We start from the raw sequence: 25734 nt of genomic DNA, 5'->3' as shown, positions 1-25734 counted from the left end.
AATAGGGAGTAATCATGAAAATTCAATTACGCTCCCCCCGCTCTTTGTAACTCCTCCAAATCTATCTGCTTCTGATTTGATTTAAATTTGTCACCTAAACTAAACTTATAACGAAGATTTAAGCGGAAGCCTTGTTGATATTGATATTGGCCTACAGCCGTTTCATTTCCGTTGATATTGGATGAACCATTATATTTATAAGTTCTGAAAATATCATTTACACTTGCTGAAACATCTAGTTTATCATTTAAGAAAGACCTTTTGATGCTCATATCCATAAACCAGAATCCATCCATATTATAAAGTCCATATACGTGCGGGCTTTGATAGGAGGCTAGTACCTCTAACTTAAAATCATTGGGCAAGCTAATGTTATGTGTACTTCTGATGTTGAACATACTTTTGGCATTTAACTGGCCCACTCCTTCAACAGTTGATTTAAATTTCTGATAAGAAAAAATGGCCTGTGAATTTGACTGCCAGAAATCAGTGATTTGTACAGGAGCTAATATGCTAAGGTTAGCATTTTGCATTTGGTCGATATTCCCAATATTGAAAACAGTTTGATTGGTTTCCGGATCCACTAAAGGTAATTCTCCTATGAAATCCTTTCCTATATCGTAGCCTATTGTTATGTTAAATTGCTGAGCGATTACTTGAGTAAAGGAAATGCCATCCGTAAACATAGGCTTCAGAGCCGGATTACCTTGTATGTAGGAATAAGGATCAGTGTACATAATACTTGGATTAAGAAATATATATCTGGGTCGGCTAATTCTTCTTGAATAGCTAAAATTTGTTTCGTAATTATCAGTCCATTTTTGCTGTATGAAGATGCTTGGAAAGAAGCTGGTAAAGTCTCTATTGATTCCCTGCTCTGATTGTAGGGAAGTTCCTAGCATTTGTGTATTCTCTATACGCATTCCTCCTTTTACTGTAGTTTTATTGGAAAACTTTTTATTAATATCTATATAGCTTGCACTGATTTGCTCCCGATATTCAAAATTGTTTGTCCGATCAGGATCATTGAATCTATCATCACCCTCATTGATATAGAATTCAAGATCATTATCTGAATTTACTACACTGTATTTGAATCCGGCTTCTAATTTTATGTCATTTTCAGGCAAATCATGCGTATAATCGGTTTGAATGCTGTAGATATCGAAGCTTGAAGGGTTTTCGGTACTTAGCTTTTCATAGGTTTCCGAACTTTCCATTGTAAAATAGTTTTTGAAAGTGGAAGTTCCATAGGTGTTTAAGTCAGCGAAACTTCCATCAACATTAAGTTTGCTATGTTCCGTGAATTGATATTGAAAAAACGCATTTACGGTATGGTTCAATTCCTCCGTTTTAGTATTGTTAAATGCGTTTACTTTCCATTGTGCACTCCCTTCCCGTACATTATTTCTTGTGTCCCAATTATTATCGCGGAGTTTACCTATTCCCCTATAGTTGAGGCCTATTTGTGCTTTATCATTCATTTGATAATCAACACCTACATGCAGATTGGCATTTAATAATTTCCGTCTATCTTTTACGGTTTGTGTAAGCTCAAAATCAGTCGCCTCTACTGTTCTTCTGGCTGTCATATCTCTCAGGAATGGGCGTGATCCTGCATCTGCATTCACAAAATAGGTGATTTGATTCTTTTTTCCATTAAGATTAAGCCCTGCGGTATTAGTATGGGCACCATTGTAGCGATAATTACTAAAAACCGCACCATTTACACCTCTTTGTGCATTCTTCTTAAAGTTGATATTAATTACACCACCAGCTCCTTCCGCGTCATATTTAGAGGAAGGGTTGTTAATTACTTCGATGTTCTTAATGGTTTCGGCAGACATCCCTTCAAGCATAGACTTCAATTCCGATCCACTTAAATAAACAGGCCTTCCATCTAATAAAACCCTTACTCCTTTCTTGCCATTGACTGAAAGCTCTCCATCCTGGTCCATCCAAACGCCCGGAGATTTACTTAATGTTTCTAAAGCTGTGGTACCATCATGTAGGCTGGTGTTTTCCACATCCATCACAATCTTATCCGCATAGGTAATGAATTGTGGTCGCTTTCCTTTTACTTCTACGGCATCAAGCATTTCTGTTTTTTCCGATAGCTTAATTTCTCCTAAAGAAAATCCACTTAAAGATTCTTCATGAGAAATATCTCTGTAATATTCTTCCAGCCCCATCACAGAAATTTTCATTAGGAAATTTCCTTCGTCTTTTAAGGGCAGTTGAAACTTCCCCTCCATATCTGAAGTGACACCGGTATTTAAACTGCTGTCAGGGAGATTAAGTAATAGCACATTGGCAAAAGGTACAGCTTCTTTATTCTGGTCTGTTATTTTACCGCTAATGCTTTGTGCTTGGATATGCAATACAGTGAATAGCATTATTGCTACAATTCCGATTGTTAAATTTAAAGTTTTCATTTTTTCGGGGGTTAAATTTGTAATTGATTTGATACAAATTTGCCCCTAGAGGATGTGTTTTGAGCTATACTTTTGGATGAAGCCGGAGTATTTCAATATGAAATGGAATAAAAGCCAAATGAAGTATTCCAGAAAACTCACTAATTTAGCAATTCAAAATATTCATATGTATGGAAAAATTATTTAATAAAAAGAATGGGAAGAGATTGCTTCAAGCGATCCTCACTTCTTATATTTTATATTATATAATGGCGTATATTTTGAATGGGGAATTCCATAATCCGCTTGAAATGCTCTCAGTAGAATTCCTCTTTGTGGCTTTATATATGAGCGTAACATTTTTAGTACTCACTTATATTTCCTCTTATTTTAACGGAATAAGTTATAGACGTCAGCAAACATGGCTGATTCGATTTTTAGAATTACTGTTAGTTATTGTTGTTGGTATTGCCTTAAACTATATATTATTTATAGTTCCGACCAAAATCCGTTATGGAAATGACATTATGCTTCAACAGCCGGATGGTCGTACGCGTTTAATTTATGCACTTCACTTAATAGTGGCTTTGGTATATTATTATTTCGTGGAGCGGATTCAAACTCATCATCAACTAAAAGAAATAGAAATTGAAAGTGAGAAACTTCAAAAAGAGAATAGTCAGGCTCAATTAATGGCCTTAAAGAATCAAATTAATCCTCATTTCTTATTCAATAGTTTTAATATTTTAGATTCTTTAATAGAGTTAGATCCTCCTAAGGCGCAGGAGTTTTTGGAGAAGCTTTCTAATATTTACAGGGTTTTTCTTGAAAACATTAATAAAGACCTGATTACTTTGGAAGAAGAATTGCAGGTAATGGAAAGTTACAAAGCTTTGCTTCAAACCCGCTTTCAGAGTCATCTTGAAATTAGAATTGATATAAAGAAGGAAGATAAAAAGCTACTGATTCCACCAGGGGTGAGCCAAATGCTGATGGAGAATGCTATCAAACATAATGGTTTTAATAAAAACCAACCGCTTTGTATTGATATCCACTCATCGAACGGGTATTTAGTTGTTAAAAACAATAAGCAAAAAAGAAACGAACCTTCTACATCTACTGGTATTGGCTTAAAAAATATAAAATCGCGATATCAGCTTCAAAGCAAAGAAGCAGTAATCATTGAAAATGAAGTGGAAGATTTTACAGTGAAAGTACCATTGATCAAAAGAGTTGAGGTATGAATTACGTGATTATTGAAGATGAATTTTTAGCTGCTCAATTACTAGAAAAGAAAATAAAAGAAATACGTCCAAAATGGCGTTGCATTGCAAAGCTGGAATCGGTAGTAGAGGCCACCACATTCTTAAATGAGTCAATGCATTTTGATCTTTTGTTTTGTGATATACACTTGTCTGATGGTAATAGTTTTGAAATATTTGAGCAGGTGAATGTTATTCAACCGGTTATTTTTACTACTGCATTTGACAAATATGCCATTGAGGCCTTTAAGGTGCATAGTATTCATTATTTGCTGAAACCGATTAAGAAAAATCAACTGGAAGAAGCCATAGATAAATTCGAGAGCCAAAATTCTACTGATTTGAATTTACAACATAAGCGGGTCGATGCTTTATTACAGGACAACCGAGAGAAGGGGAGAAGCAGGTTTTTAGTCAAAAAAGGGCAAAATATGAGAATAGTTCCTGCGGAAGAGATAGCTTATTTTTATTCTTCCGAAGGTCTTACTTATTTGATTCATAAATCAGGAGAGAAACTTCTAATCAATGAAACACTCGAACAGTTAGAAGCTGTTCTTAATACATCCGAATTTTTCAGGGCTAATCGTCAATATATTATTCATATTAGTTCCATTGCCGAAATAGAGCCTTATTTTAAGGGTAAGTTATTTGTACATTTGATACCAAAACAACAGACTGATTGTGTTGTAAGCCAGGCAAAGGCTACTCCTTTTAAGGAATGGGTTAATGTCTAGATTTTTTATGATGCTATTTATGTTTTGTCATTTTTAACAAGATAAAGTATATTGAGTAAAATTGTAACAGTATGCAATCCAAAGCAAAAACTCCTGATGAATATTACCAAAGCTTGCCTGAAGACAGAAAGAAAGCAATGACTCAATTGCGTGAAATCTTAAGGGAAAATTTACCATCAGGCTTTGAAGAAACAATGACTTACGGGATGCCTGGCTTTGTAGTACCTCATAGTTTGTACCCGGACGGTTATCATGTAAATCCAAAGGATCCTCTGCCTTTTATAAGTCTTGCTTCTCAAAAGAATTTTATTGCTTTGTATCACATGGGCATTTATTCTTCCCCGGAATTATTGACTTGGTTTCAAACAGAGTATAAAAATCAGGTTCCCACTAAATTGGATATGGGAAAAAGCTGTATTCGTTTAAAAAGCCAGAAAAATATCCCGTATGAGCTCATAGCAGAATTGGCCTCTAAAATGACTGTTGAGGAGTGGGTTCAACTTTATGAAAAAGGTTTAAAATCCTGACATAGTTTTTATTTTACTCGCCCAGCATAAAAACTGCATTGGCAAAAAGTAATCTTCCCTGGTACCAAAAACCACGGAATAAAGGATCATCTATTAAATAAATCATTTTTCCTCTTCCCATATTTTCCACACCAAAAACCAAACTTTCTGCCTGGTTCTTATTGGCCTTATAGCCCGCAAATCCGCTTACCAAATAATTATCCTTCTTCAAATAGCCAATATTCCAAGCCTCTTCAAGGTACTTATAAGCTTCTTCCGAAGTTTTTAATGAGAAATATTTCCCTGCATATCCATAAGCCAAAGGGTGTGTGTTGTCCAGCTGAACTTCATAAATAGCACCAAAAATGCTTCTTTCCAGCGCCTTTCTCTCAGCATTTGCATATTCTTTTAATTGAGTCTCCAAAGTATCTTTTTCAATGGGCTTGCTTTCCAGCGAACTGGCATCCGAATCTGCCCATAAACGATTGGAGGCTCCAAGATTGATTACATTCCCTCCATTTTTTACAAAATCTAATAAGTCCTTTTTAAGAAAATCCTTTACATCATTATAATAACCTGAAGGTAAAATGACTGCATCATAACTACTGAAATCGACCCTAGTCAAATCATCTGTTCTGATACTGGTAATTGGGTAATTCAATTGGCGTTCGAAAAAATGCCATACTTCTCCGTAGGCCAATGAAGAAACACCATCTCCCATAATTACAGCTATATTGGGCGCTTTAAGATAGGTGAACTCAGCTGACCCTACATCATATATTTTATCTGCAAAACCTGTAGTTATTGGTTGGATGGCAATCTGGTGTTTTTTACTGATTTCACTCAACTTCTCAGAAAGATTTCCAATAGCTTCATTATTCCTTTCAGTAATAATCAAAGTACCTCTATCAAAAGATTTTCCCGCAAACTGACTGGGTTTGTTAGCTACTTTTACTTTCACTTTTTCTTTTAATAGGCTAGCCAAAAGCTGTGCATGGGTAAAGCCTTGGTAGGGAATTAAGTAAGCATAAGCTTCTTTTACTTCAAAATTTCCTTTTTCCTCATCATTGGTTTTATTGGCATTAATTCTGGTTTTTACTCCATAAGTTTCTAGTCCGTAAGCATAAGGCAAAGCCCAGGCTGTAATGTCATAGGTGAGGGAGTCACTATAATTGGGCTTAGGATCAAATAAAGCTTGAATCAAAGTGGATTTGGGTTGGTAGGAGGAAATGACCAAATCATTTGTGTGGGTAGTAAAGCTACTTTCTTTTCTCTTAAAATAATCGTATCCCTTTAAGGTTTGTTGACTTCCCACTTCACTGTATTCGATTTTTTGTTTGTCCAGAAAAGACTTTAAAGCATTTATATCTGCACTTTTTTCTGTGGACCATTTCACTACATATGCTTTGATAGGATCAGTCGGGTTATTACGATTTTTATCAAAATACGATTTGAAATTACTGTTCAAACGCTCAGCACTTTTGGAAGCAATTTCCACAGTACTCATTCCCGTGGTATAGTGATGTGCTATTCTGTCTTTTAAAGTGAGGGTGTCACCATATTCAGTCAATACCCCTAATCCGCCCATACCACCACCGGCTTGCTCGTAGGTCATACCAATAGCTCCATTAAAGGTAGGATATGTATCCCCATAACTTGGATAGAACAAATCAAATCTCTCACGGGTAAAGTAGAGCCAGTTGTTTTTATCGAAATACTTTGCATGATTTTTTCCGATTTCAGTCTGGAAATTGCGTTGCCATGGTGTGATGACTTCATGGAGAGGCTCTGCAGCCGGGGCAAAATAGTAGGGATTATCCACATATTGCTCATGAAAGTCTACATGAATATGAGGCATCCATTCATGGTAAGCTTTTATTCTTGCTTCCGATTCTTTTTGTGTTTGCCAGGCCCAATCTCTGTTGAGGTCAAATAAATAATGATTAGGTCTGCCTCCCGGCCAAACTTCTCTATGCTCTACGGCATCTCTGGAAGGGTCATAATTTTTTGCTCCATATTGCCAGTAGTAGTTGGCATAACGATCTCTTCCATCAGGGTTTACACAAGGATCAAGAATAACCACAGTATTTTTCAGCCATTCTTCACTCTCCATTCCTCCTGTAAGTAGTGAATAAGCTGTTTCCATAGAGGCTTCCGTAGAAGAAGATTCATTTCCGTGGATATTATAGCTCAACCACACAATGCTTTTATTGTTGGTTTCTGCATTGCCAGGTACTAAGCCTGTTGTTTTTAGCTGATTAGTACGGATAACCTCTAATTGTTCTATGTTGTCTTTAGAGGAAATTATCACATAATACAAAGGCCTGTTTTCATAGGTTTCTCCATATTTTTGCATCACTATTTGCTCAGAGTTCTTAGCTAAATGTTGAAAATAAGCTACCACCTGGTGATGGCGGGTGAAGTTTTCTCCAAGTTCATAACCTAAAAACTGTGATGGGGACTGGATTTCCTGAGCTGAAACAACAGTTGTGGAAAGAAATATAAGGATAGGTAGAAAAAGTTTTTTCATATTATTGTATTTGACTATTAAATACGCTAATTAAATCTAAGTCTACAAGTTAAGTTTGTATAAGTGGTAATTTTTTAGACATAAAAAAAGAGTCATTCAACTGAATGACTCTTTTCAATATAATCTAAACCTAATTTTATTAATTCCCTCTTCCTGAACTTCGACTACTGTTACTTCTTGATACAGCGCCTGAACTTTTTCCAGATCTCGAGCTATCGGCTGATCTTGTAACAGATTTATGAGAACTGTTACTCGTTCTGCTTGTGCTTTTTACAGTGCCAGCACTTCTTCGGTCATTCGAATTACTTACAGTTCTTGTTGCAGGCGTTGAACGTGTGTTTGAATTAGCAGGAGTGTTACTTACACTTCTGGTATTACCACTTGAACGTGTAGAACTAATAGTTCTGCCATTTTCTGATGATGAATTGCCTACTGACCTGGTGCTACCAGATGAACGGGTAGTGCCAGAGCTCCGGATTTGGCTATTAGACCTCGGGTTAGCATTGGCAGTTCTTGTTCTATCAGAACGATCATTATCAGCATTTCTAATCGATTCAGGTCTGCTATTACGGGCACTGCTCACAATTCTACTATTATCAGCAACAGCTCTGTTTGACCTGTTATAATGGTTGTCAGCATATCGTACGCTTTGTGGCCTCACCGGTTCCCTCATATATTTTGGCTGTGGGCTGTATACATAATGGTTATGGCCACCATAGTAATAGTAATTGTTCGAAACTCTCTGGTTTACATAATATCTTTCATGATATCCGCAATGTGCAGAACAATAATGATCGTATAAAGGATAATCAACATAATGTTGAATTCTTAAGATTCTGGAATATCTACCAAATTGTAGTTCTGTGAAAAAGCCATCTCTCTCCAAAAGTATATTATAAAATACTCTTCTTCCACGAACTACTCTATTTACGTGCACCCAGTTATGATATGGATAGTAATCGTAAATTTCATATTCTATAGCTGCAGGAACATTCCATGCATGTGTAGTTCCAAAAGAAGCAACGATATGAAAATTCTGAGCTGATGCTTTAGGCTGGTTCAAGATGAACAAAGCTACTAGCACACTGAACGAAAGTAAAATTGGCTTCTTCATGACTTTAATTGTTTGATGTATAAAGTCTGCTTCCAAGATTGATGCCAAAAATTATTTCTGTTAGTTAGCTGCTATGGTTTGACTCAGGTATTTGTTGATTTATATAGCTGTAAATCAAATGATTAGAAAGATTAGAAGAGTGGTGGAAATATTTTGTATCACTTTTGAATTTTTTTTCAATACCCCCAAAACAGTAGCGGTTGTTGGAAAAAGCTTTTGCAATTAATTAAATACAAACTTCAATGACGGGCAAGGAGTTACAGAATTCGATTTTGCAATGGGATTGATTTGCACATATCAATCTTCAATGGAGTAGGCTGTTCTGGTAACGATGCTTCTTCCTAAGGTGATTTCATCAGCATACTCCAGTTCGCCACCAATTGGAATTCCTCTTGCAATGGTGCTGGTTTTTATGCCGAATGGCTTTACTTTTTTGGTGATATAAAAAGCGGTGGTGTCACCTTCCATGGTGGGGGAAAGGCCTAAAATAATTTCTTTTACTTCAGACTCAGGATTTGAAATTCTATTAATTAAACTATCAATAGTTAGGTCATCTGGCCCAATTCCCTCAATTGGGGAGATAATCCCTCCCAATACATGATACAAACCATTATACTGAGAAGTGTTCTCAATAGCCAATACATCTCTGGTATCTTCCACCAGGCAAATAATGGATTGATCTCTCACTGTATTACTACAAATATTGCAAATGTCATCATCCGAAATGTTGTGACATTCTTTACAGTACTTGATATTTAATCTCATATCCACCAATGCTTTCGACAAATCCTGAGTGAAATCTTCTTCCTGTTTTAGTAAATGCAAAACCAGCCTTAAAGCTGTTTTCTGACCTATCCCCGGTAGTCTGGAAAAATTAGCTACTGCGGATTCAATGAGTTTTGAAGAGAATTCCATATTATTCAATCTCGGCATTAATGCCGGCATCTACTATTCCTTGTCTGAGGGGGATTAATTCTACATAGGAGCCTTTCTTTACAGCGCACTTTCCTTTATAATGTACTAATAAAGTGCATTGCTCTGCTTGTTCTGCACTATGCTTACAAATACGTACTAATGTATTAATGACGTGGTCAAAAGTATTTACCTCATCATTGTAAACAATCAAATCATTAATTTCCTCATCCGAAATAGTTTCAACTAATTGTTCCCTTTGGTTTTCCTGATGTTGATGTTGTGACATAATAAAAGTTGTCTTGTTTATTGTTTAACCCATTATATAAAGCATTGTTATAATTAAACTGCTTAATATCACGCAAAAATACGAAAAATTAACCAACTTCGAATCCAGAATCGATAGAAACGCTATGAATCCATTGTTGGTCATTACTGTAATTTCATCATATTTTATTTTATTGATGGTAATCTCCCACTTTACTTCTAAAAGTGATGATAATTTAACATTTTTTACAGCCAATCGCCAGTCTCCCTGGTATTTGGTTGCTTTCGGAATGATCGGAGCATCCTTGTCAGGAGTTACTTTTATAAGCATTCCCGGAGAAGTCGGTAACACAGCATTTTCCTATTTTCAGGTAGTTTTGGGCTATCTGGTAGGATATTTCGTGATAGCAACTGTTTTGTTGCCTTTGTATTACCGTTTGAACCTTATAAGTATTTACACTTATCTGCAACAAAGGTTTGGTAATTTTTCCTATAAAACAGGGGCTTTTTTCTTTTTACTTTCGCGCATTGTGGGATCTGCTTTCCGTTTATTTCTTGTGGCAGGTGTATTGCAGATTGCTATATTTGATTCATTTGAATGGCCGTTTTCCGTAACTGTGGCAGTCACAATTGCTTTAATCTGGCTTTACACTTTTCGTGGAGGTATAAAGACTATTGTGTGGACAGATACGCTTCAGACGTTATTTATGATTTCTGCAGTAGTAATTAGTATTTATTTAGCGAAAGATAGCCTGGACATGAGTTGGACTTCATTAACAGAGCGGGTTTCCTCTTCAGGTTATTCTAAAATATTCGTATGGGATTGGCAAAGTGGGCAAAATTTCTTTAAACAGTTTATTAGCGGAGCTTTTATTGCAATAGTAATGACTGGTTTGGATCAGGATATGATGCAGAAGAACCTTACCTGCCGTTCATTGCGGGATGCCCAAAAAAATATGTTTTGGTTTTGCATTGTATTGGTGATAGTTAATTTCCTGTTCCTAAGCATGGGTGCTTTATTGTATATTTATGCAGAACAAATGCAGATTGCTATACCTACAAGAACTGATGACTTATATCCTATGCTGGCTTTAGGGCATTTCCCGGCTATTGCAGGTGTGGTGTTTCTATTAGGGATAGTGGCAGCTGCTTATTCCAGTGCAGATTCTGCTCTTACAGCCCTGACTACCTCATTTTGTGTAGATTTTCTGGGTTTGGGGCAGGATGATAAACCCATTTCAAAAAAGGTGAGAATAAGAGTACATATTGGGTTTTCAATAATACTTTTCCTGGTGATTTTAGTTTTTAAGGCTATAAATGATGAGAGTGTAATTACAGCAGTTTTTAAAGCTGCAGGTTATACATATGGACCGATTTTAGGTTTGTTTGCTTTCGGCCTTGTCACTAAATATTCTCTAAGGGATAAATTGGTACCTATAGTTTGTTTTTTATCCCCCATCTTATCTTACATCATCAATATCAATTCTGAAGCGTGGTTTAACGGCTATAAATTTGGTTTCGAAATATTGGTGGTAAACGGGGTACTCACTTTCATAGGCCTGTTTTTGTTGAAGGTAAAGAATGAAAATTATCGCGCGTTATAAAATTATGCAAGAAATTTGATGATGTACCTATGGATTTGGCAGATGCGACATTAATTGTAGCCTCAGAAATTACAGGTATTAAGGAAATAGCAAGTATAGATTCGGATTTTTACATTTACCGAAATATTAGAAATCAGTATTTATCCAATATCTTTCCTTTGGCTAAGGTAAAATAGGGAAAAGCTCACAAAGCTAATTCTGTTTTAGGATCCCAAAATACCTTCTTAAAATCCTGAATTTGGTCTTTCACTACTTTAATTCCTTCTTCCTCTAATCTGTTTTGCATGGTATCAGGGGTTTCAAAATGCATTTTTCCGGTAAGCAGTCCATTTCTGTTCACCACTCTATGGGCCGGCACATCTGGCATAGTGTGCGCACTATTCATGGCATAACCCACTATTCTGGCACTTCTACCGGCACCTAAATACGTGGCAATGCTACCATAAGAAGTTACTCTTCCAAAAGGGATTAAGCGAACAACCTGATAAACCTGATCGAAAAAATCATTGTTTTTGTTCATATCTTATGTTGACTACGTTTCGTTTCCTATTTTTGTATCTAATATGGCTAAATTACTATTTATTTTTTTATTCAGCTTGGTATCAGTAACGAACCAAACTTTTTGTAAGGCAAGTAATATTTTGTTGTCGGATTCATTACACAAAATCTTTTCCGTAAATCAGAAAAAAGGTATAAAAGATAGTAATGGCAAGGTGGTATTGCCTGCTATTTATGATGAATTGGGCTGGTCGGATAATTTGTCCCGGCCACACATCAATTACCTGGGCTATAAAAAAGATAAACTATGGGGGTTGTTTGATGCTGAACTTAATCCTGTAAGCCCACCTCAATATGTTGCCCTCTATCCTTTGAATGAGGATTTGTATATCGCATCTATAAAAGGTAAATATTCGCGTACTAATTTTTATGGGTTAATTGATAAAGAAGGGAAAGTTAAAACCAGGTTTTCTTATCGTAATTTATTACCGGCCGGAGAGTTTATTATTGCAGCAAGCAAGCAAAATAATACAATCCAATTTGGACTCCTGAATTCAGATGGCAAAAAGCTACTTCCTTTTGATTACTTTCAGATAAGGCATTTAGGTTCAAATAAGTTTGAACTTACTGAGAATTCAGGAGAAAAGTCGTTAATTTTTTTAAATAAAAAGCCTGAAGTAATTCATCAAAACCTGGATAGTATTTCAGATTTTCAAGATGGAGTGGCCATTCTCTTTAGAAATGGCAAGCAAGGTTTGATAGCTGAGGATGGTAGATTGCTTTTGCCCTTGAAATATAAAGAAATTGAATGGAATAATGGGAAGAATATTTATGCAACTACTTTAGATCAGTGGCAAATCCTGGATCAGGAAACTAATTTGGTTCAGGAAATAGCTGCCGATACGGTTTTCTTTTTGAACGATTCACTATTGATTAAAAACACTGCTGGCTTTTCCGAAGTCTATCATTTTCATGATGAAGAGGTATTGTCATCTTTAAAAGGGAAGTTTTTGGGTGTATTCGGAGATTGTTTTATCCTCAAAAAAGGAGGGTTAATCAATTTAGTATCAGAAGATAGTTCGAAAAGAAATGTGGGTTTTTCAGGAGAAGTTTACTGGAATGAGGATTATTTTATAGGAGAAAGGAAAAAATTCTCCGGTAATAAATATGAGTTAATCAATAAAGCAGGAGCCACAATAGTAGCTGATACATTTCATTTTATGCCTAATTCCATTACAGTTAGAAAGAATGGTTTTTGGGGCTTGTATAATTTAAATTTTCAGGAAGTTATTCCCGGTTTATATGATGAAATACAGCCAGTGGGTAATTCTCATTATATGGTAAAATTCAGGAAAAGAATGGGTGTCATTGATGAAAGCAATAACTGGATCATTTCACCGGAATACATCCAATTAAAAAAGATTGGTATTGGGATTTACCACGGAGTAGATAAGTTTTTAGTGGAATTTATTATTTCGGGAAGCCATAAGGCAGAAGCGAGGCTTCACTATGATATTTATGGTGATATAATAGTAGAGACGGATGTGCAAGAGAAGTTCAGACTTGTAGATGAAAGAGGAATTGCAATAACCGATTTTTCCACCGGAAGTTATGCAGGCCATAATGACAAAGGAATTCTTTTCCGGAATGGTGATAAATTAAGTTTTTATAATTCTAGCGGTCAAAAAACGTTTCAAATAACTGGTTATGATACGGTATTTCTGAGTACTGATGAATACATTCCTATCATAAAAAATAATAGCTATGGTTTTATCAATTATCAAGGCCTTTTAAGGATCGCCAATAGATATGATTCAGTGAGGAATTTTCAGGAGGAATTGGCTGCTGTGAAGATCAGAAATAACTGGGGGTTTATTGATCGCAGTGAAAAGCTACAAATACAACCCTATTTTTCAGAAGTTTCCGATTTCAGGAATGGTTTTGCAGTGGTTAAATTGAATGACAAATACGGTATAATCAATGCTGAAGGAAAGTATGAAATTGATGCTGATTATGATCAGATAATAGAGCTTAATGGCTTTTATCTGTTAAATAAAAATAAGCAGTGGGGAGTAGCCGATGAAAATGGCAGAGTTTTGAATTATCCTTCTTATGAGTCAATAGAAGTCTTAGGAGATTATTTCAAGGTCAAAAAATATGGAAAGTACAGAATTCTGGACAAGAATGTTCATACAGTTATTGATAATCAATACGATAAAGTAATTTATGATGAGGAGCGGCATTTATTTCTCTGCATGAAACGAGGTGAAAAGCATCAGGTTTTTCTTACAGATTTGTTAAAAGGTAAAAATCCATAATACTTTAACTTGAATAAGGAATAAGTAGCATACATTAAAAACTCCAATTCATTCCTATAATAAAATTGCGGCCGACAGCTGATATACCCGAAGAATAAGGTCTGTAAAGTTTATTCGTGATGTTTTCTACTCCGAATTGTGCACTTAATCCATTCTTCCATCTATATTCTGATTTCAGGTTTAATGTGATCCATGAAGGAGAGTAAGGATTTCCGCGATCATCAGTGGCATAAATATAGGCTTTGTTCCTTTCCGAGGGAGCAAGTTGTGCAAAAGAAATTTCCCCGTTAAACAAGGTATATAAGTCAAATTTAAAACCATTATTACTGTAGGTCACATGAGCATTTCCGTAGCTGGGAGGCACATGCCTCAAAGGCACATTAGTCAATTCATTATCATCCGTTTCAATACCCTGTTGCCAATTATAAGCGCCTGATATTTTGAAAGGATTTAAATTCCACACCGCTGAAACTTGTACACCATATACTTCTGCAAAACCAATATTTTGAATAGCTTCTACTTTGCTTAACGTACCATCATACATGATGCTGTCTTCCCCGTTCAGGTGGAAATCCCTTCTGGCCAAAGCATTGTTGAGGTAAGTATAGAAAATGGAAACATCAAATTTCAGCTGATTTTGAATACTGAAAGTAGTTCCTAAATCTGCACTGTAAGCATATTCCGGAGCCAAATCTGCATTGGGCACAATCACAATTCCAGGCTCAGAATCAAAAACTTTCCCCACATCATCAATGTTGGGTGCCCTGAAACCTGTGGATAAATTACTGTAAAGTTTAACCGTTGGCAAAGGGAGATAAACTGCCCCAATACTTCCATTTAAGGCGCCTTTTGATAATTCAGCTCTCTCAATAGGGAAATTAAAAAAGTCAGAATTGAGAGGTGCATCAATACGGAAATGACTAAATCTCAGTGCCGTATTTGTTATTAATTTGGGGCTGATTTTCCATTTTAGTAAGGTATAGAGTCCATATGAATCCATTATGGAATTATTAGGATATCTGGATTGAATCGGACTGGAATTTTCGTTGTTGATATTCTTTTCTATTCCTTTTGAATTTACTTTGTTTAGCCAATATTCCGCCCCGTAAAACAAATCGGTTTTTTTAGACAGTTTCTTGTCAAAATCGATGGTGGCTGTATAGGCGTTTACCCTTTCGGTTCTGTTTCTTAAAATATTGGATTGATACCTTCTGTCATTTCTGCTTTCTTCAAAATATTGATAGGATAGGTTTAATTTTAGGTGATCATAGAGCTGAGTTGTATCTGTAAGAGTCCATTTCAGTTGCTGCATTTGCCATATTTGTGGGCCATAGTACCATTCAGCATTTTTATACTGATCATTGCTTTTTTCCGTTAGCCTGTCATACCTGGGAATATCTGAGCTTTTGCCATAGTGGAATGCATACTGAATGGTGTTACTTTTATTAGGCTGATAGGCAATTTTCTGCATCATATTGAATTGGGAATAAGCTGTTCTTTTTTGTAATTCCGGCTCGGGATTAATCAAAGTGGTATCTATTCCATTAAGGGTAGTTTGGAAAGAATCCCTCAGATATTCCTGAGGTCCGTTTTTGCCCATTTTCAAATCCGAATAATTGCTATAACTAAAGCTGCTGATGGATGCCCATTTCTTCCAGGATAACTGTACATCAGCATGTCCGGATTTTTCTTGATTGGCTGAAGAAAACCTTGTGTTCACAAGTCCTTCTACCTTAAATTCTTCGTTAAAATGAGGACTTAAAGTATGGAAATCCATTACTCCGCCTATGGCATCACTTCCATAAAGGACAGAGCCAGGGCCAAAAAGCACTTCTGTTTCTTCAATGTTTTGAGCATCTATAGAAATAACATTCTGAATATTGCCACTTCTGAAAATAGCATTGTTCATCCTTACACCATCTACCACTAATAGTAAGCGATTTGTGGCAAACCCTCTAATCATGGGGCTTCCACCACCCATTTGGCTTTTCTGAATATATACATGATTAGCCAACTGTAGTAGATCTGCTGCTGTCTGAGGATTCTGAAAATTGATCTCTGCAGCTTTTATAGATTCTATTTTGGCGGGAATTTCTTTGGATTGCTGTTCCCACCTATTGCCGGAAACCACCAACTCGTTCATCATTTGGTCAGCCAGGATCAAAACCACTTTGAAGTTTAATGCTGCCAATTCAGTAAAAGATATTTTCTTTTTATTATAGCCTAGTTGCCTAATTTCCAAAGATTCATTTTTATCAAATTGACTAATGTCAGCCATGCCATTCACATCCGTCAACACCGATAATCCTGATTTTTTCTGATAAACCTGAGAATAAGGAAGGGGTTGATTCTTCTCAGATAATACCTGAACTTGTATGATTTGTGCCAGGATTGGGCAGTGAAAAGCACAAATAAAAATAAAAAATATGATTATTTTTTTCAATTCAATTGGTTAAGGTGGTTTTATGCAAATATGGCATTAGAATGGTGATTTGACAATATAAATTGGTTTAAACGGTCAGTTTATTTTTTTTGTAATTTATCTTACATTTGTAATTTTCCCTTAGTTTATTTTCGATAAAGACTGAATTTTCCCTTATATTTAGATTGTTTTAGGGGACAAACAAAATAATCAATTCCAGTTCATGGGGTATAAAATGAATCATGCGTCAGATATTGTAGCAGAAAATGACATGCATAAATTGCTACAAATGATACAGTTAAGTTCACCTGCCTTGTATCATGGGGAGATAGGGCTAGCATTAAAAAGTCTTTTAAAGTTTTTGGAAGAATCATTTAATTCCAAAGAAAGTTGGATCATTCAACAAGACAAAGATGACTTAAGTCTGTTATGGAATCTGGATAATCCATTAGTTAAAGAAGAAGTACTTCTTGGAGACAAGATTTGTAAAAAAATTGATAAGACTTTTTTCCATATTGAAATTGAAAAACCTTTCTTGATCCACCAACACCATCTGGTTTTCCCTTTCGAGTATAATGGAATAAATATTTGGGTAGGGTTCTCAGCCCCCAAGCCCATTGAGTTGGACAATGGTGCTAAATTGTATTGGGAATTAATTGCTGAAAGACTTAGGGAATTGTGCACTTGTTATTTGCAAATGACAAGCAGGAAAGAAGAAAGCATGAGGTTTGAGACAATTTTTGATCAAATGCCTCAATCTATTGTTTTTTCCGAGGAGGAAAATGGACCGACCTTATTAAATAAGGAAGCATTAAAACTTTTTGAGTTGTCTTCGGGTCAATCTGTTATTAGTTTTGAACTCTTTTCCCAAAAATTTGCACACCTTAAGGATAAGGTCATCAATAAGGCGGAAGTTGATTTGATGGGGAAAAATATGTTCAGCCTGGGAGGTGCTTTTCCTTCCAGCTTTGGTGAAGACTGGATATGGAAGTTTGAGAATAAAGTACTTAAAGTCATCCGTAAAAACGCCAGGATCAATGGAAAAAAAGGTGATTTATGGGTCTTTGATAATGTAAGCGAACTTTATTATGCCAATGAACGATTAAATGCATTGTTCAGAACATTGAATGTGGCTTACGATGAGATAAATGCCAACTTATCAGAATTCCAATCCAAATCAACAGGCAAAAAGAGTATTACTGATTTGGAAGCTGAAGAATCCAGGATTATTCAACAGTACGATAACAATGATATTTTTGGTAAAGTAACCCATGATTTAAGAACACCTTTTGCAAAAGTCTACACTATTGTTCAGTTGCTTCTGACAGATCACCAGGAGAATTTATCGGAACAACAAGTTGAAAGAATCAATTTGATTAAACAAGTGGTTGCAGATGGTTTGCAAATTGTTAAAGGATTTCTGGATACCGGGAATATGGTATTGGATGAACAAAAATATAAACCTGAAACTGTTGATCTCCATTCCTTAATAGATGAATGTCTGGTGCCATATGAACTTTTATCTGCCAGGAAAAACATCATTTTCATTACCCAGATTTTAGGAAAGAATATGCAGTTGGAGGTAGACAGAACTTATCTGAAGCGCATAATAGATAACTTAGTATCAAATGCCATTAAATTCTCTCCTTTCGGAACGCAGATCAACTATACAGTTACAAGAGAGGGGGATAATATCATATTTTCGGTAAAAGATCAGGGGCCGGGCCTTACTGAAGATGACAAAAATAGATTGTTCAAGAAGTATCAACAGCTTTCGGCCAAGCCAATAGGGACTGACGAATCTACCGGATTAGGTTTGTATATAGTAAAAAGTATGGTGGATAAAATGGGTGGAAAAATTTGGGTCGAAAGCGAACATGGTAAAGGATCCAATTTTATTGTTTCATTTTTTTCTTCACAAACTTAAACTTCTTTTAATTTCCATCGACCTTTCCTGAACCAAATGATTGAAATGATGGCAAGTAAGGAGAATGCCGTAATAATAGCTGCATAAACCCCATCTGTTTCCCAGCCCAGATTAGTAGCCAGATAGTAGGAAAGAGGAATCTGAATAACCCAAAAGCATATAAAATTTATGATTGTAGGGGTTTTGGTATCCCCGGCACCATTAAATGCATGACTGACAACCATTCCGTAAGCAAAAAATATGTAGCCAAAGCAAATATAACGTATTGCTTTAATAGCTTCGGCCTTTACTGACGCCACATCAGTGAATATTCCTACTATCTCATGGGCAAAAATGTAGAAGATCAGGGAAACGGAGAACAAAAAAATCACATTATATCTGGCAGCCAACCAAACAGATTTCTCCGCACGTTCCGGTAGCTTTGCACCTAAATTTTGCCCTACCAAAGTAGCTGCTGCATTACTAATACCAAAAGATGGAAGTATGGTAAATATAATAATGCGCAAAGCAATGGTATAACCTGCTAAAGCTTCGCTGCCAAATTGGGAAATAATACGGGTAAGAAAAATCCAACTTGCAGATTCAATCAGGAACTGTCCTACCCCGCCTGATGCAATTTTTATTAAGCGGATAATAATGGAGAAATCAGGCTTTAACTGATTCAAGCTAATACGGATAATCCCTGTTCCTTTTAACAGATGATATAATTGATACATAACACCCGTTGAGCGACCAATAGTGGTGGCAACGGCAGCTCCGGCCACACCCATTTCCGGAATAAAGCCCCAGCCAAATATAAATAAAGGGTCAAGAAGCATATTCAGGATATTACTGATCCAAAGGGCTCGCATGGCTATGGCTGCATTTCCTGCTCCCCTGAAAATCCCATTAATAAGGAAGAGCAACATAATAGATCCGCTACTGGCGAATAAAATTTTAGTGTACCATTTTCCCTCTGCAATAAGATCAGCCTCACCACCCATCAATCTTAGAATATCCTCTGCAAAAATAAATCCCCCAACACTTAAAACCAGTGAAATAGCAAGTGTAAGCAAAATAGATTGAATGGCTGTAAAAGATGCTTCTTTGGGTTTTTTCTCACCTATTCTTCTTGCTACCATGGCTGTGGCTGCCATGCTAAGGCCAATTCCCAAAGAATACACGATAGTAATTACAGATTCTGTCAAGCCTACAGTGGCAACAGCATTAGTACTGATTTGACTTACAAAGAAAACATCCACCACTGCAAAAAGTGATTCCATCACCATTTCCAATACCATAGGAATAGACAAAAGAATGATGGCCCGGCTTATTTTGATATTGGTAAGGTCTTCATTAGTGCCTTTTATGGCATATTGCAAGAAATAGATGTACTTTCTCAGCCTTTGAAACATAAATCGCTAGTTACAGAAAAAGGTAAAGATTTGATAATCTTTAATCGGTAAAAATTAATGAAATTTAAAGTGTGAAAATACTTGTTTAAATTCGACATTCAATAAACACTTTCAAACTTTACTTATGAATAGATTATTTATACTGATTTGTCTGATACTTTTACTATCTGCCTGCGGGAAAAACATGAAAAATCCAGAAAATATAGATTGGCAAGGCCATCGGGGAGCCAGGGGGAATTTCCCGGAAAACACCTGGCCTGCCTTTAAGTATGCCATTGATCAAGACATGACCACTTTGGAAATGGATGTGGTAATTACTAAAGACAGAAAAGTAGTGCTCTCACATGAGCCTTTTTTGAATTATCAAATTTGTAAAGATACAGCAGGTAATCAAATTCCTGAAAATGAAGAACTGAAATGGAATATTTATCAACTGAATTATGAAGAATTAAAGAGATGCGATTGTGGCGCTATTCAAAATCCTAATTTCCCCGACCAGCAAATAGTTAAAAAGACACCTAAGCCATTGTTGCTGGATATTATTCAAAAGGTTAAAGATTATTGCGAATCAGAGAATAAAGAATTGCCTCATATGAATGTGGAAATTAAATATGAGGAGGAGATGAAGAAAATATTCCATCCCGACATTGAAGAATTCAGCAATTTGGTATATCAAGTACTTATTAACAACTATCCTCAGGATAAATGGAACATACAGTCATTTGATTTCAATGTGTTGAAGCATTTTCATACAACCTATCCCAACGTGGAATTAGCTGCACTGGTATATGAAAACAACAACTGGCAATCTCAATTTGAGGAGTTGGGTTTTGTGCCTGACATTTACAGCCCTTATTTCGAGTTGGTAGATGATCAACTGATAAAAGATTTGCATGAACAAAATGTGAAAATTACACCCTGGACAGTCAATGATGAAGAACAAATGGAAAGGTTGCTGACTTTAGGTGTAGATGGTATTATTACAGATTATCCGGAATTAGCCAACAAATTTCGTAAGAATCCCTAATTTTGCCTAAATTTTTCAAGTACAAGCTAATGTCATAACCATTAGTTTTTGCATAATACTTAATCGTTAAGAAATGTCCAATAAGAAATATGATGTTTATGGCATAGGAAATGCCCTGGTTGATATTGTCACCGAAGTTTCAGATAGTTTTCTGAAAGAAAATAAAGTGGAAAAAGGAGTGATGACTCTTGTGGAAGAAGAGAGACAGAATCAGTTATTGAAAGCCATGAAAATTACTGAAGAACACATGCAAGGTGGTGGCTCTGCGGCCAATACTTTGGTAGCCACCAGTCAATTTGGTGGTAAAGGTTTTTATTCTTGCAAAGTTGCCAATGATTTTGAAGGGATTTTCTTTTTGAAAGATCTTAAGGCAAATGGAATTGACACTTTTCTAACTCTGGAGACTGCTCCACAGGGAACTACGGGCAAAGTGTTGGTAATGACCACCCCTGATGCTGAGCGTACCATGAACACCTATTTGGGAATTACTTCGGATTTCTCAGAAAATGAGATTCATGAATATGCCTTGAGGGATTCAAAATATTTGTACCTGGAGGGATATTTAGTGACCTCGGAAACTGGTTTGGCAGCAATGCAAAAAGCTAAAAAAATTGCGGAGGAAAATGAAGTGAAAGTGGCACTCACTTTTTCTGATCCGGCTATGGTAAAATACTTCAAATCACAAATGGAATCTATCGTAGGGGCCAGTGTAGATTTACTGTTTTGTAACGAAGAAGAAGCCATGCTTTTCACCGGAAAAGACACTATTGAGGCCGCCAGGGAAGAATTGAAAAAAGTAGCTAAGCGATTTGCTATTACCCAGGGTAAAAATGGAGCCATGATTTACGATGGAGATACTTTTATTGATATTGAGCCTTATTTGGTAAAAGCAGTGGATTCGAATGGAGCCGGTGATATGTTTGCCGGAGCATTTTTATATGCTATTACCAATGGACATAGTTTTGCAGATGCAGGTAAATTGGCCTCCTTGGCCAGCTCCAAAATCGTGACCAAATTCGGTCCAAGATTAGAGTGGCACGAAGCCAAAGAAGTTTTACACAAACTACATAGCTAAACATAAATAGTTCGTATGTTGAAAAGCCTTTTTGTGATGATCAAAAAGGCTTTTTTATTTTCCTTTAGTTTGATTTTTAGTGGATACAAGCCATGGAAAAGCCTGGCATATCCACATCATTTGGGTGTCTTTTCAATTTTAATATAAAATTAAATAACCACTCAAAAAATATTTTTCTCATAATGTCAGATGTAATATTTATATTATATTTGGAAGTTATTTATGAAAATAGTTCAATCTAAAAAAACAATCTACCGATGATTAAAAAACTGAATTTTGTATTTTTCATTCTGGCAGCAGTATTTTCTGCACAAGCTCAGAATAAGCAAATTGAATTTAAAGAATTCGATTTGGATAATGGAATACATGTAATATTACATCAGGATAACACCACTCCGATAGTAGTGGTATCTGTGATGTACCATGTGGGTTCCAAAAATGAAAACCCCGAGCGTACTGGTTTTGCCCATTTCTTTGAGCATTTATTGTTTGAAGGATCCGAAAATATTAAAAGGGGGGAATTTGATAAATATATCACCAATGCCGGAGGCGTAAATAATGCCAATACGTCCAACGACAGAACTTATTATTATGAAGTGTTACCTTCCAATCAATTGAAACTGGGTCTATGGCTGGAATCTGAACGATTGCTACATGCCAATATTGACCAGGTAGGAGTGGAAACCCAAAGAGAAGTTGTAAAGGAAGAAAAAAGACAAAGAGTAGATAACCAACCCTATGGATCTATTTTGAGTGAAATTGCCAAAAGGGCTTATACGGTTCACCCTTACAGATGGACAACCATCGGTTCTTTGGATCATTTAAATGCAGCCTCACTTGATGAATTTATGGATTTTTATGAAACTTTCTACGTACCAGAAAATGCTACTGTTTCTATTGCAGGTGATATCAATATGGATGAAGCCAGGGAATTAGTTGAGCAATATTTTGGAGACATACCAAAAGGTAAGAATGAAATTCCCAGACCGGATATAGTAGAGCCTGAGCAAAAGGAAGAAGTACGCGATACTATTTATGACAACATTCAACTTCCTGCAGTTATCCAGGCTTATCATATGCCGGAGCAAGGTTCTGAAGATTCATATGCTTTGGAAATGCTAAGCACTGTTTTGTCTGGTGGGCAAAGTGCCAGAATGTATAAATCATTGGTAGATGAGCAGCAAAAAGCCTTACAGGTTGTGGCCATACCATTTTCTTCTGAAGATCCTGGTTTATATTTATTATTTGGCTTGCCTACTATAGGTGGCAACTTAAAAGATTTGGAAGAATCAATGGATGCAGAAGTCAATAAACTGAAAGATGAATTGATTACTGAAACTGAGTTTCAAAAAGTGAGAAATCAGGTAGAGAATGATTTTATCTCCGGTAATAGTACGATGACCGGTATTGCTGAAAGCCTGGCGAATTACCATGTGTATTTTGGTGATGCCAACTTGATTAATAATGAAATTGATAGATATATGGCTGTTACAAGAGAGGACATTCAGCGTGTTGCTAAAAAATATCTTACAAAAGACAATAGGGTTGTGTTGTATTATTTACCTAAATCTCAACAAAACAACTAATTCATCTATCATTGAAATTTAAACTAAATATAAATGAAAAGTATAGTTAAATTATATTTAAGCGTATTATTTGCTTTGGTAAGTACCTTGGCATTTGCACAGGTTGACAGGACAAAAGCTCCTGAGCCAACTGCAGCCCCGGAAATCAACATTGCCAAACCCTATTCATTCACTCTGAAAAATGGACTGAAAGTGTATGTGGTGGAGAATCATAAATTACCGAGAGTTGCATTTTCATTATCGTTGGACAGAGATCCTATTTTGGAAAAGGATAAAGCAGGATATGTAAGTATGGCAGGCCAGCTTTTGACCAAAGGAACCAAAAACAGAACAAAAGCAGAGTTGGATGCTGAAATTGATTTTATAGGTGCCAATATTAATGCTTCCTCTACAGGACTTTATGCTACTTCCTTAACCAAGCATAAGGATAAATTGATGGAATTGATGACAGATATACTCTTTAATCCTGCTTTTCCTGAAGACGAATTGGAAAAGTTGAAGAAGCAGACATTATCTGGTTTGGCGGCTTCCAAAGATGATCCCAATTCAATTGCTTCTGATGTAAGAGGTACTTTGGTTTATGGAAAGGATCATCCTTATGGTGAATTTACTACAGAGGAAAGCGTTGAAAACATAACCCTGGCCGATGCTAAAAAATACTATGAAACTTATTTTAAACCAAATATTGCTTATTTGGCGATAGTGGGGGATATCACTCCTAAGGAAGCCGAAAAACTGATTAAGAAGAATTTTGGCAAATGGGAGAAAGGAAATATTCCAACAGCTGAATATGCTATGCCAAAAGCTCCGGAGAAAACTTACGTGGCTTTGGTGGACAGAGAAGCTTCTGTACAGTCTGTCATTAATGTGACCTATCCTGTGGATTTAAAAGTTGGTTCTGATGATGTAATCAAGGCAAGGGTACTTAACCAAATTCTTGGAGGAGGTTTTTCTTCCCGCTTAATGCAGAATTTAAGAGAAGATAAAGCTTTTACTTATGGAGCCCGCTCTTCATTAAGTAGCGATAAATTGGTAGGTAGCTTTACGGCAAGTGCAAGCGTGAGAAATGAAGTAACGGATAGTGCTGTGTATGAATTCATGTCGGAATTGAAGAAAATTACCACAGAAGGTGTGACACAGCAAGAGCTTGATGCAGCAAAAGCTTCTATTGCAGGTAGTTTTGCAAGGTCTTTGGAAAGCCCTCAAACAGTGGCTTCATTTGCTATTAATACTGCTATTTATAATTTGCCTGCGGATTATTACACTAATTATTTGAAGAGACTAGAAGCTGTTACTTTGGAAGATGTAAAAGCAATGGCTCAGAAATATATTCTTCCCGGAAATGCCAACATCCTTGTAGTAGGAAAAGGCGAAGATGTTGCTCAAGGTCTGAAGCAGTTCGGTGAAGTGAAATATTTCGATAGAAAAGGAAATGAGTACGATCCGAAAGATAATATGGAAATTCCTGAAGGGGTAACAGCTCAAACTGTTATGCAAAACTATTTTGCAGCTTTGGGAGGAAAGGAGAAATTGATGACTGTAAATAACATGAAAATGGTTTACGAAGCATCTGTTCAGGGTCAGACGATCAATCTTTCTTTTGTGAAAAACAATACCGGATCCATGCAGGAAGTAAGTATGATGGGAATGGTTATCACAAAATCTGTTTTTGATGGAGAGAATGTAAAGGTAGTTCAGCAAGGTCAGGAAATTCCTGTTCCGGATGACAAGAAATTGGATTTAGCAATTGATGCAAAGGTTTTCCCTGAACTTCATTATGATGAACTTTCTATCGGTTATGAATTAAAAAGCATTGATGATTTGAATGGGAAGAGTGCTTATGCAGTAAAGGTTACAATGCCTTCAGGAAGTACTTCTACTGATTATTTTGATCTGGAAAGTGGACTTAAGATAAAATCCCTTACTACTCAAAAAACGCCTGCTGGAGAAATGACAGTCACTCAGGAATTCAAAGCTTATGAAGAATTTGATGGTGTAAAGGTTCCTTCCAAGTTATCTATCAATCAAGGAATGCCTATTGATGCTACATTAAAATCAGCTGAAGTAAATACTGATCTGGCTGATGATGTTTTCTTAATAAAATAAAAATAGAAAGATTATCCTTTCAGAAAGCCTTGATGTTT

General features: G+C 36.2%; 18 protein-coding genes. 10 read left to right on the top strand and 8 right to left on the bottom strand.

Going from position 1 to position 25734, the window contains the following annotated elements; translation table 11 throughout:
* Positions 1-26 precede the first annotated feature (26 nt).
* Entirely contained in the window at positions 27-2435 is a 2409-nt protein-coding gene (locus JKA74_RS17445; protein ID WP_201432516.1) for an outer membrane beta-barrel family protein, read from the bottom strand.
* 170 nt (positions 2436-2605) lie between these two features.
* On the opposite strand from JKA74_RS17445, the gene JKA74_RS17440 reads away from it, so the two are divergent.
* The 3 genes from JKA74_RS17440 (at position 2606) to JKA74_RS17430 (ending at position 4937) form a co-directional block, all read left to right on the top strand.
* Positions 2606-3658 carry a sensor histidine kinase gene (locus JKA74_RS17440; protein WP_201432515.1) on the top strand — a complete coding sequence of 351 codons (1053 nt, stop codon included), beginning with the start codon at positions 2606-2608 and terminating at the stop codon, positions 3656-3658.
* Positions 3655-4410, top strand: coding sequence for a LytR/AlgR family response regulator transcription factor (locus tag JKA74_RS17435; RefSeq protein WP_201432514.1), 756 nt, complete (start codon positions 3655-3657; stop codon positions 4408-4410). Before JKA74_RS17440 ends, JKA74_RS17435 begins: the two co-directional genes overlap by 4 nt.
* 71 nt (positions 4411-4481) lie before the next feature.
* On the top strand, positions 4482-4937 hold the full coding sequence (locus JKA74_RS17430; protein WP_201432513.1) for a DUF1801 domain-containing protein: 456 nt from the start codon (positions 4482-4484) through the stop codon (positions 4935-4937).
* Positions 4938-4950: 13 nt separating this feature from the next.
* Here JKA74_RS17430 and JKA74_RS17425 read toward each other — a convergent pair whose 3' ends face one another.
* The 4 genes from JKA74_RS17425 to JKA74_RS17410 all read right to left on the bottom strand — a co-directional run bounded on the left by JKA74_RS17425 (position 4951) and on the right by JKA74_RS17410 (position 9761).
* On the bottom strand, positions 4951-7446 hold the full coding sequence (locus JKA74_RS17425; RefSeq protein WP_201432512.1) for a M14 family metallopeptidase: 2496 nt from the start codon (positions 7444-7446) through the stop codon (positions 4951-4953).
* A 139-nt stretch (positions 7447-7585) separates the two neighbouring features.
* On the bottom strand, positions 7586-8560 hold the full coding sequence (locus JKA74_RS17420) for a hypothetical protein (RefSeq protein ID WP_201432511.1): 975 nt from the start codon (positions 8558-8560) through the stop codon (positions 7586-7588).
* Between the two features lie 297 nt (positions 8561-8857).
* Positions 8858-9475 (bottom strand): recombination mediator RecR, encoded by a 618-nt coding sequence (gene recR, locus JKA74_RS17415; RefSeq protein WP_201432510.1) that lies wholly within the window; start codon positions 9473-9475, stop codon positions 8858-8860.
* Between the two features lies 1 nt (position 9476).
* Positions 9477-9761 (bottom strand): ATP-dependent Clp protease adaptor ClpS, encoded by a 285-nt coding sequence (locus JKA74_RS17410; RefSeq protein WP_201432509.1) that lies wholly within the window; start codon positions 9759-9761, stop codon positions 9477-9479.
* A gap of 124 nt (positions 9762-9885) precedes the next feature.
* Between JKA74_RS17410 and JKA74_RS17405 the strand changes: the two genes are divergently transcribed.
* Complete coding sequence (locus JKA74_RS17405) at positions 9886-11343, top strand: sodium:solute symporter (protein ID WP_201432508.1); 1458 nt, start codon at positions 9886-9888, stop codon at positions 11341-11343.
* 184 nt (positions 11344-11527) lie between these two features.
* On the opposite strand, the gene JKA74_RS17400 is transcribed toward JKA74_RS17405, so the two are convergent.
* Positions 11528-11863 (bottom strand): MGMT family protein, encoded by a 336-nt coding sequence (locus tag JKA74_RS17400; protein WP_201432507.1) that lies wholly within the window; start codon positions 11861-11863, stop codon positions 11528-11530.
* Between the two features lie 43 nt (positions 11864-11906).
* Here JKA74_RS17400 and JKA74_RS17395 point away from each other — a divergent pair, with 43 nt between their 5' ends.
* Positions 11907-14159: a WG repeat-containing protein gene (locus JKA74_RS17395; RefSeq protein WP_201432506.1), complete on the top strand. Its 2253-nt coding sequence runs from the start codon at positions 11907-11909 to the stop codon at positions 14157-14159.
* 34 nt (positions 14160-14193) lie between these two features.
* On the opposite strand, the gene JKA74_RS17390 is transcribed toward JKA74_RS17395, so the two are convergent.
* Positions 14194-16602 (bottom strand): TonB-dependent receptor, encoded by a 2409-nt coding sequence (locus JKA74_RS17390; RefSeq protein WP_201432505.1) that lies wholly within the window; start codon positions 16600-16602, stop codon positions 14194-14196.
* Between the two features lie 214 nt (positions 16603-16816).
* Here JKA74_RS17390 and JKA74_RS17385 point away from each other — a divergent pair, with 214 nt between their 5' ends.
* A complete protein-coding gene (locus tag JKA74_RS17385; protein WP_201432504.1) occupies positions 16817-18508 on the top strand; it encodes a sensor histidine kinase in 1692 nt (563 codons plus the stop codon).
* On the opposite strand, the gene JKA74_RS17380 is transcribed toward JKA74_RS17385, so the two are convergent.
* Positions 18505-19902: an MATE family efflux transporter gene (locus JKA74_RS17380; protein WP_201432503.1), complete on the bottom strand. Its 1398-nt coding sequence runs from the start codon at positions 19900-19902 to the stop codon at positions 18505-18507. The genes JKA74_RS17385 and JKA74_RS17380 overlap by 4 nt on opposite strands.
* A gap of 124 nt (positions 19903-20026) precedes the next feature.
* Here JKA74_RS17380 and JKA74_RS17375 point away from each other — a divergent pair, with 124 nt between their 5' ends.
* The 4 genes from JKA74_RS17375 (at position 20027) to JKA74_RS17360 (ending at position 25696) form a co-directional block, all read left to right on the top strand.
* Complete coding sequence (locus JKA74_RS17375; RefSeq protein ID WP_236587882.1) at positions 20027-20929, top strand: glycerophosphodiester phosphodiesterase family protein; 903 nt, start codon at positions 20027-20029, stop codon at positions 20927-20929.
* 73 nt (positions 20930-21002) lie between these two features.
* Positions 21003-22004, top strand: a complete 1002-nt coding sequence (locus JKA74_RS17370) for an adenosine kinase (RefSeq protein WP_201432502.1) — start codon at positions 21003-21005, stop codon at positions 22002-22004.
* Positions 22005-22261: 257 nt separating this feature from the next.
* Positions 22262-23590 carry a M16 family metallopeptidase gene (locus JKA74_RS17365; protein ID WP_201432501.1) on the top strand — a complete coding sequence of 443 codons (1329 nt, stop codon included), beginning with the start codon at positions 22262-22264 and terminating at the stop codon, positions 23588-23590.
* A 33-nt stretch (positions 23591-23623) separates the two neighbouring features.
* Positions 23624-25696, top strand: coding sequence for a M16 family metallopeptidase (locus JKA74_RS17360; protein WP_201432500.1), 2073 nt, complete (start codon positions 23624-23626; stop codon positions 25694-25696).
* Positions 25697-25734: the final 38 nt, after the last annotated feature.

The organism is Marivirga aurantiaca (genome assembly GCF_016679925.1).
GTDB lineage: Bacteria > Bacteroidota > Bacteroidia > Cytophagales > Cyclobacteriaceae > Marivirga > Marivirga aurantiaca.
The sequence above is the reverse complement of the archived record's forward strand: the minus strand, read 5'-3'. Positions and strand labels throughout refer to the sequence as shown.

What these genes read in the sequence shown, in the direction of transcription:
- JKA74_RS17445 (WP_201432516.1), bottom strand. Translation starts at nt 2,435, where the DNA reads ATGAAAACTTTAAATTTAACAATCGGAATTGTAGCAATAATGCTATTC.
- JKA74_RS17440 (WP_201432515.1), top strand. Translation starts at nt 2,606, where the DNA reads ATGGAAAAATTATTTAATAAAAAGAATGGGAAGAGATTGCTTCAAGCG.
- JKA74_RS17435 (WP_201432514.1), top strand. Translation starts at nt 3,655, where the DNA reads ATGAATTACGTGATTATTGAAGATGAATTTTTAGCTGCTCAATTACTA.
- JKA74_RS17430 (WP_201432513.1), top strand. Translation starts at nt 4,482, where the DNA reads ATGCAATCCAAAGCAAAAACTCCTGATGAATATTACCAAAGCTTGCCT.
- JKA74_RS17425 (WP_201432512.1), bottom strand. Translation starts at nt 7,446, where the DNA reads ATGAAAAAACTTTTTCTACCTATCCTTATATTTCTTTCCACAACTGTT.
- JKA74_RS17420 (WP_201432511.1), bottom strand. Translation starts at nt 8,560, where the DNA reads ATGAAGAAGCCAATTTTACTTTCGTTCAGTGTGCTAGTAGCTTTGTTC.
- recR (WP_201432510.1), bottom strand. Translation starts at nt 9,475, where the DNA reads ATGGAATTCTCTTCAAAACTCATTGAATCCGCAGTAGCTAATTTTTCC.
- JKA74_RS17410 (WP_201432509.1), bottom strand. Translation starts at nt 9,761, where the DNA reads ATGTCACAACATCAACATCAGGAAAACCAAAGGGAACAATTAGTTGAA.
- JKA74_RS17405 (WP_201432508.1), top strand. Translation starts at nt 9,886, where the DNA reads ATGAATCCATTGTTGGTCATTACTGTAATTTCATCATATTTTATTTTA.
- JKA74_RS17400 (WP_201432507.1), bottom strand. Translation starts at nt 11,863, where the DNA reads ATGAACAAAAACAATGATTTTTTCGATCAGGTTTATCAGGTTGTTCGC.
- JKA74_RS17395 (WP_201432506.1), top strand. Translation starts at nt 11,907, where the DNA reads ATGGCTAAATTACTATTTATTTTTTTATTCAGCTTGGTATCAGTAACG.
- JKA74_RS17385 (WP_201432504.1), top strand. Translation starts at nt 16,817, where the DNA reads ATGAATCATGCGTCAGATATTGTAGCAGAAAATGACATGCATAAATTG.
- JKA74_RS17380 (WP_201432503.1), bottom strand. Translation starts at nt 19,902, where the DNA reads ATGTTTCAAAGGCTGAGAAAGTACATCTATTTCTTGCAATATGCCATA.
- JKA74_RS17375 (WP_236587882.1), top strand. Translation starts at nt 20,027, where the DNA reads ATGAATAGATTATTTATACTGATTTGTCTGATACTTTTACTATCTGCC.
- JKA74_RS17370 (WP_201432502.1), top strand. Translation starts at nt 21,003, where the DNA reads ATGTCCAATAAGAAATATGATGTTTATGGCATAGGAAATGCCCTGGTT.
- JKA74_RS17365 (WP_201432501.1), top strand. Translation starts at nt 22,262, where the DNA reads ATGATTAAAAAACTGAATTTTGTATTTTTCATTCTGGCAGCAGTATTT.
- JKA74_RS17360 (WP_201432500.1), top strand. Translation starts at nt 23,624, where the DNA reads ATGAAAAGTATAGTTAAATTATATTTAAGCGTATTATTTGCTTTGGTA.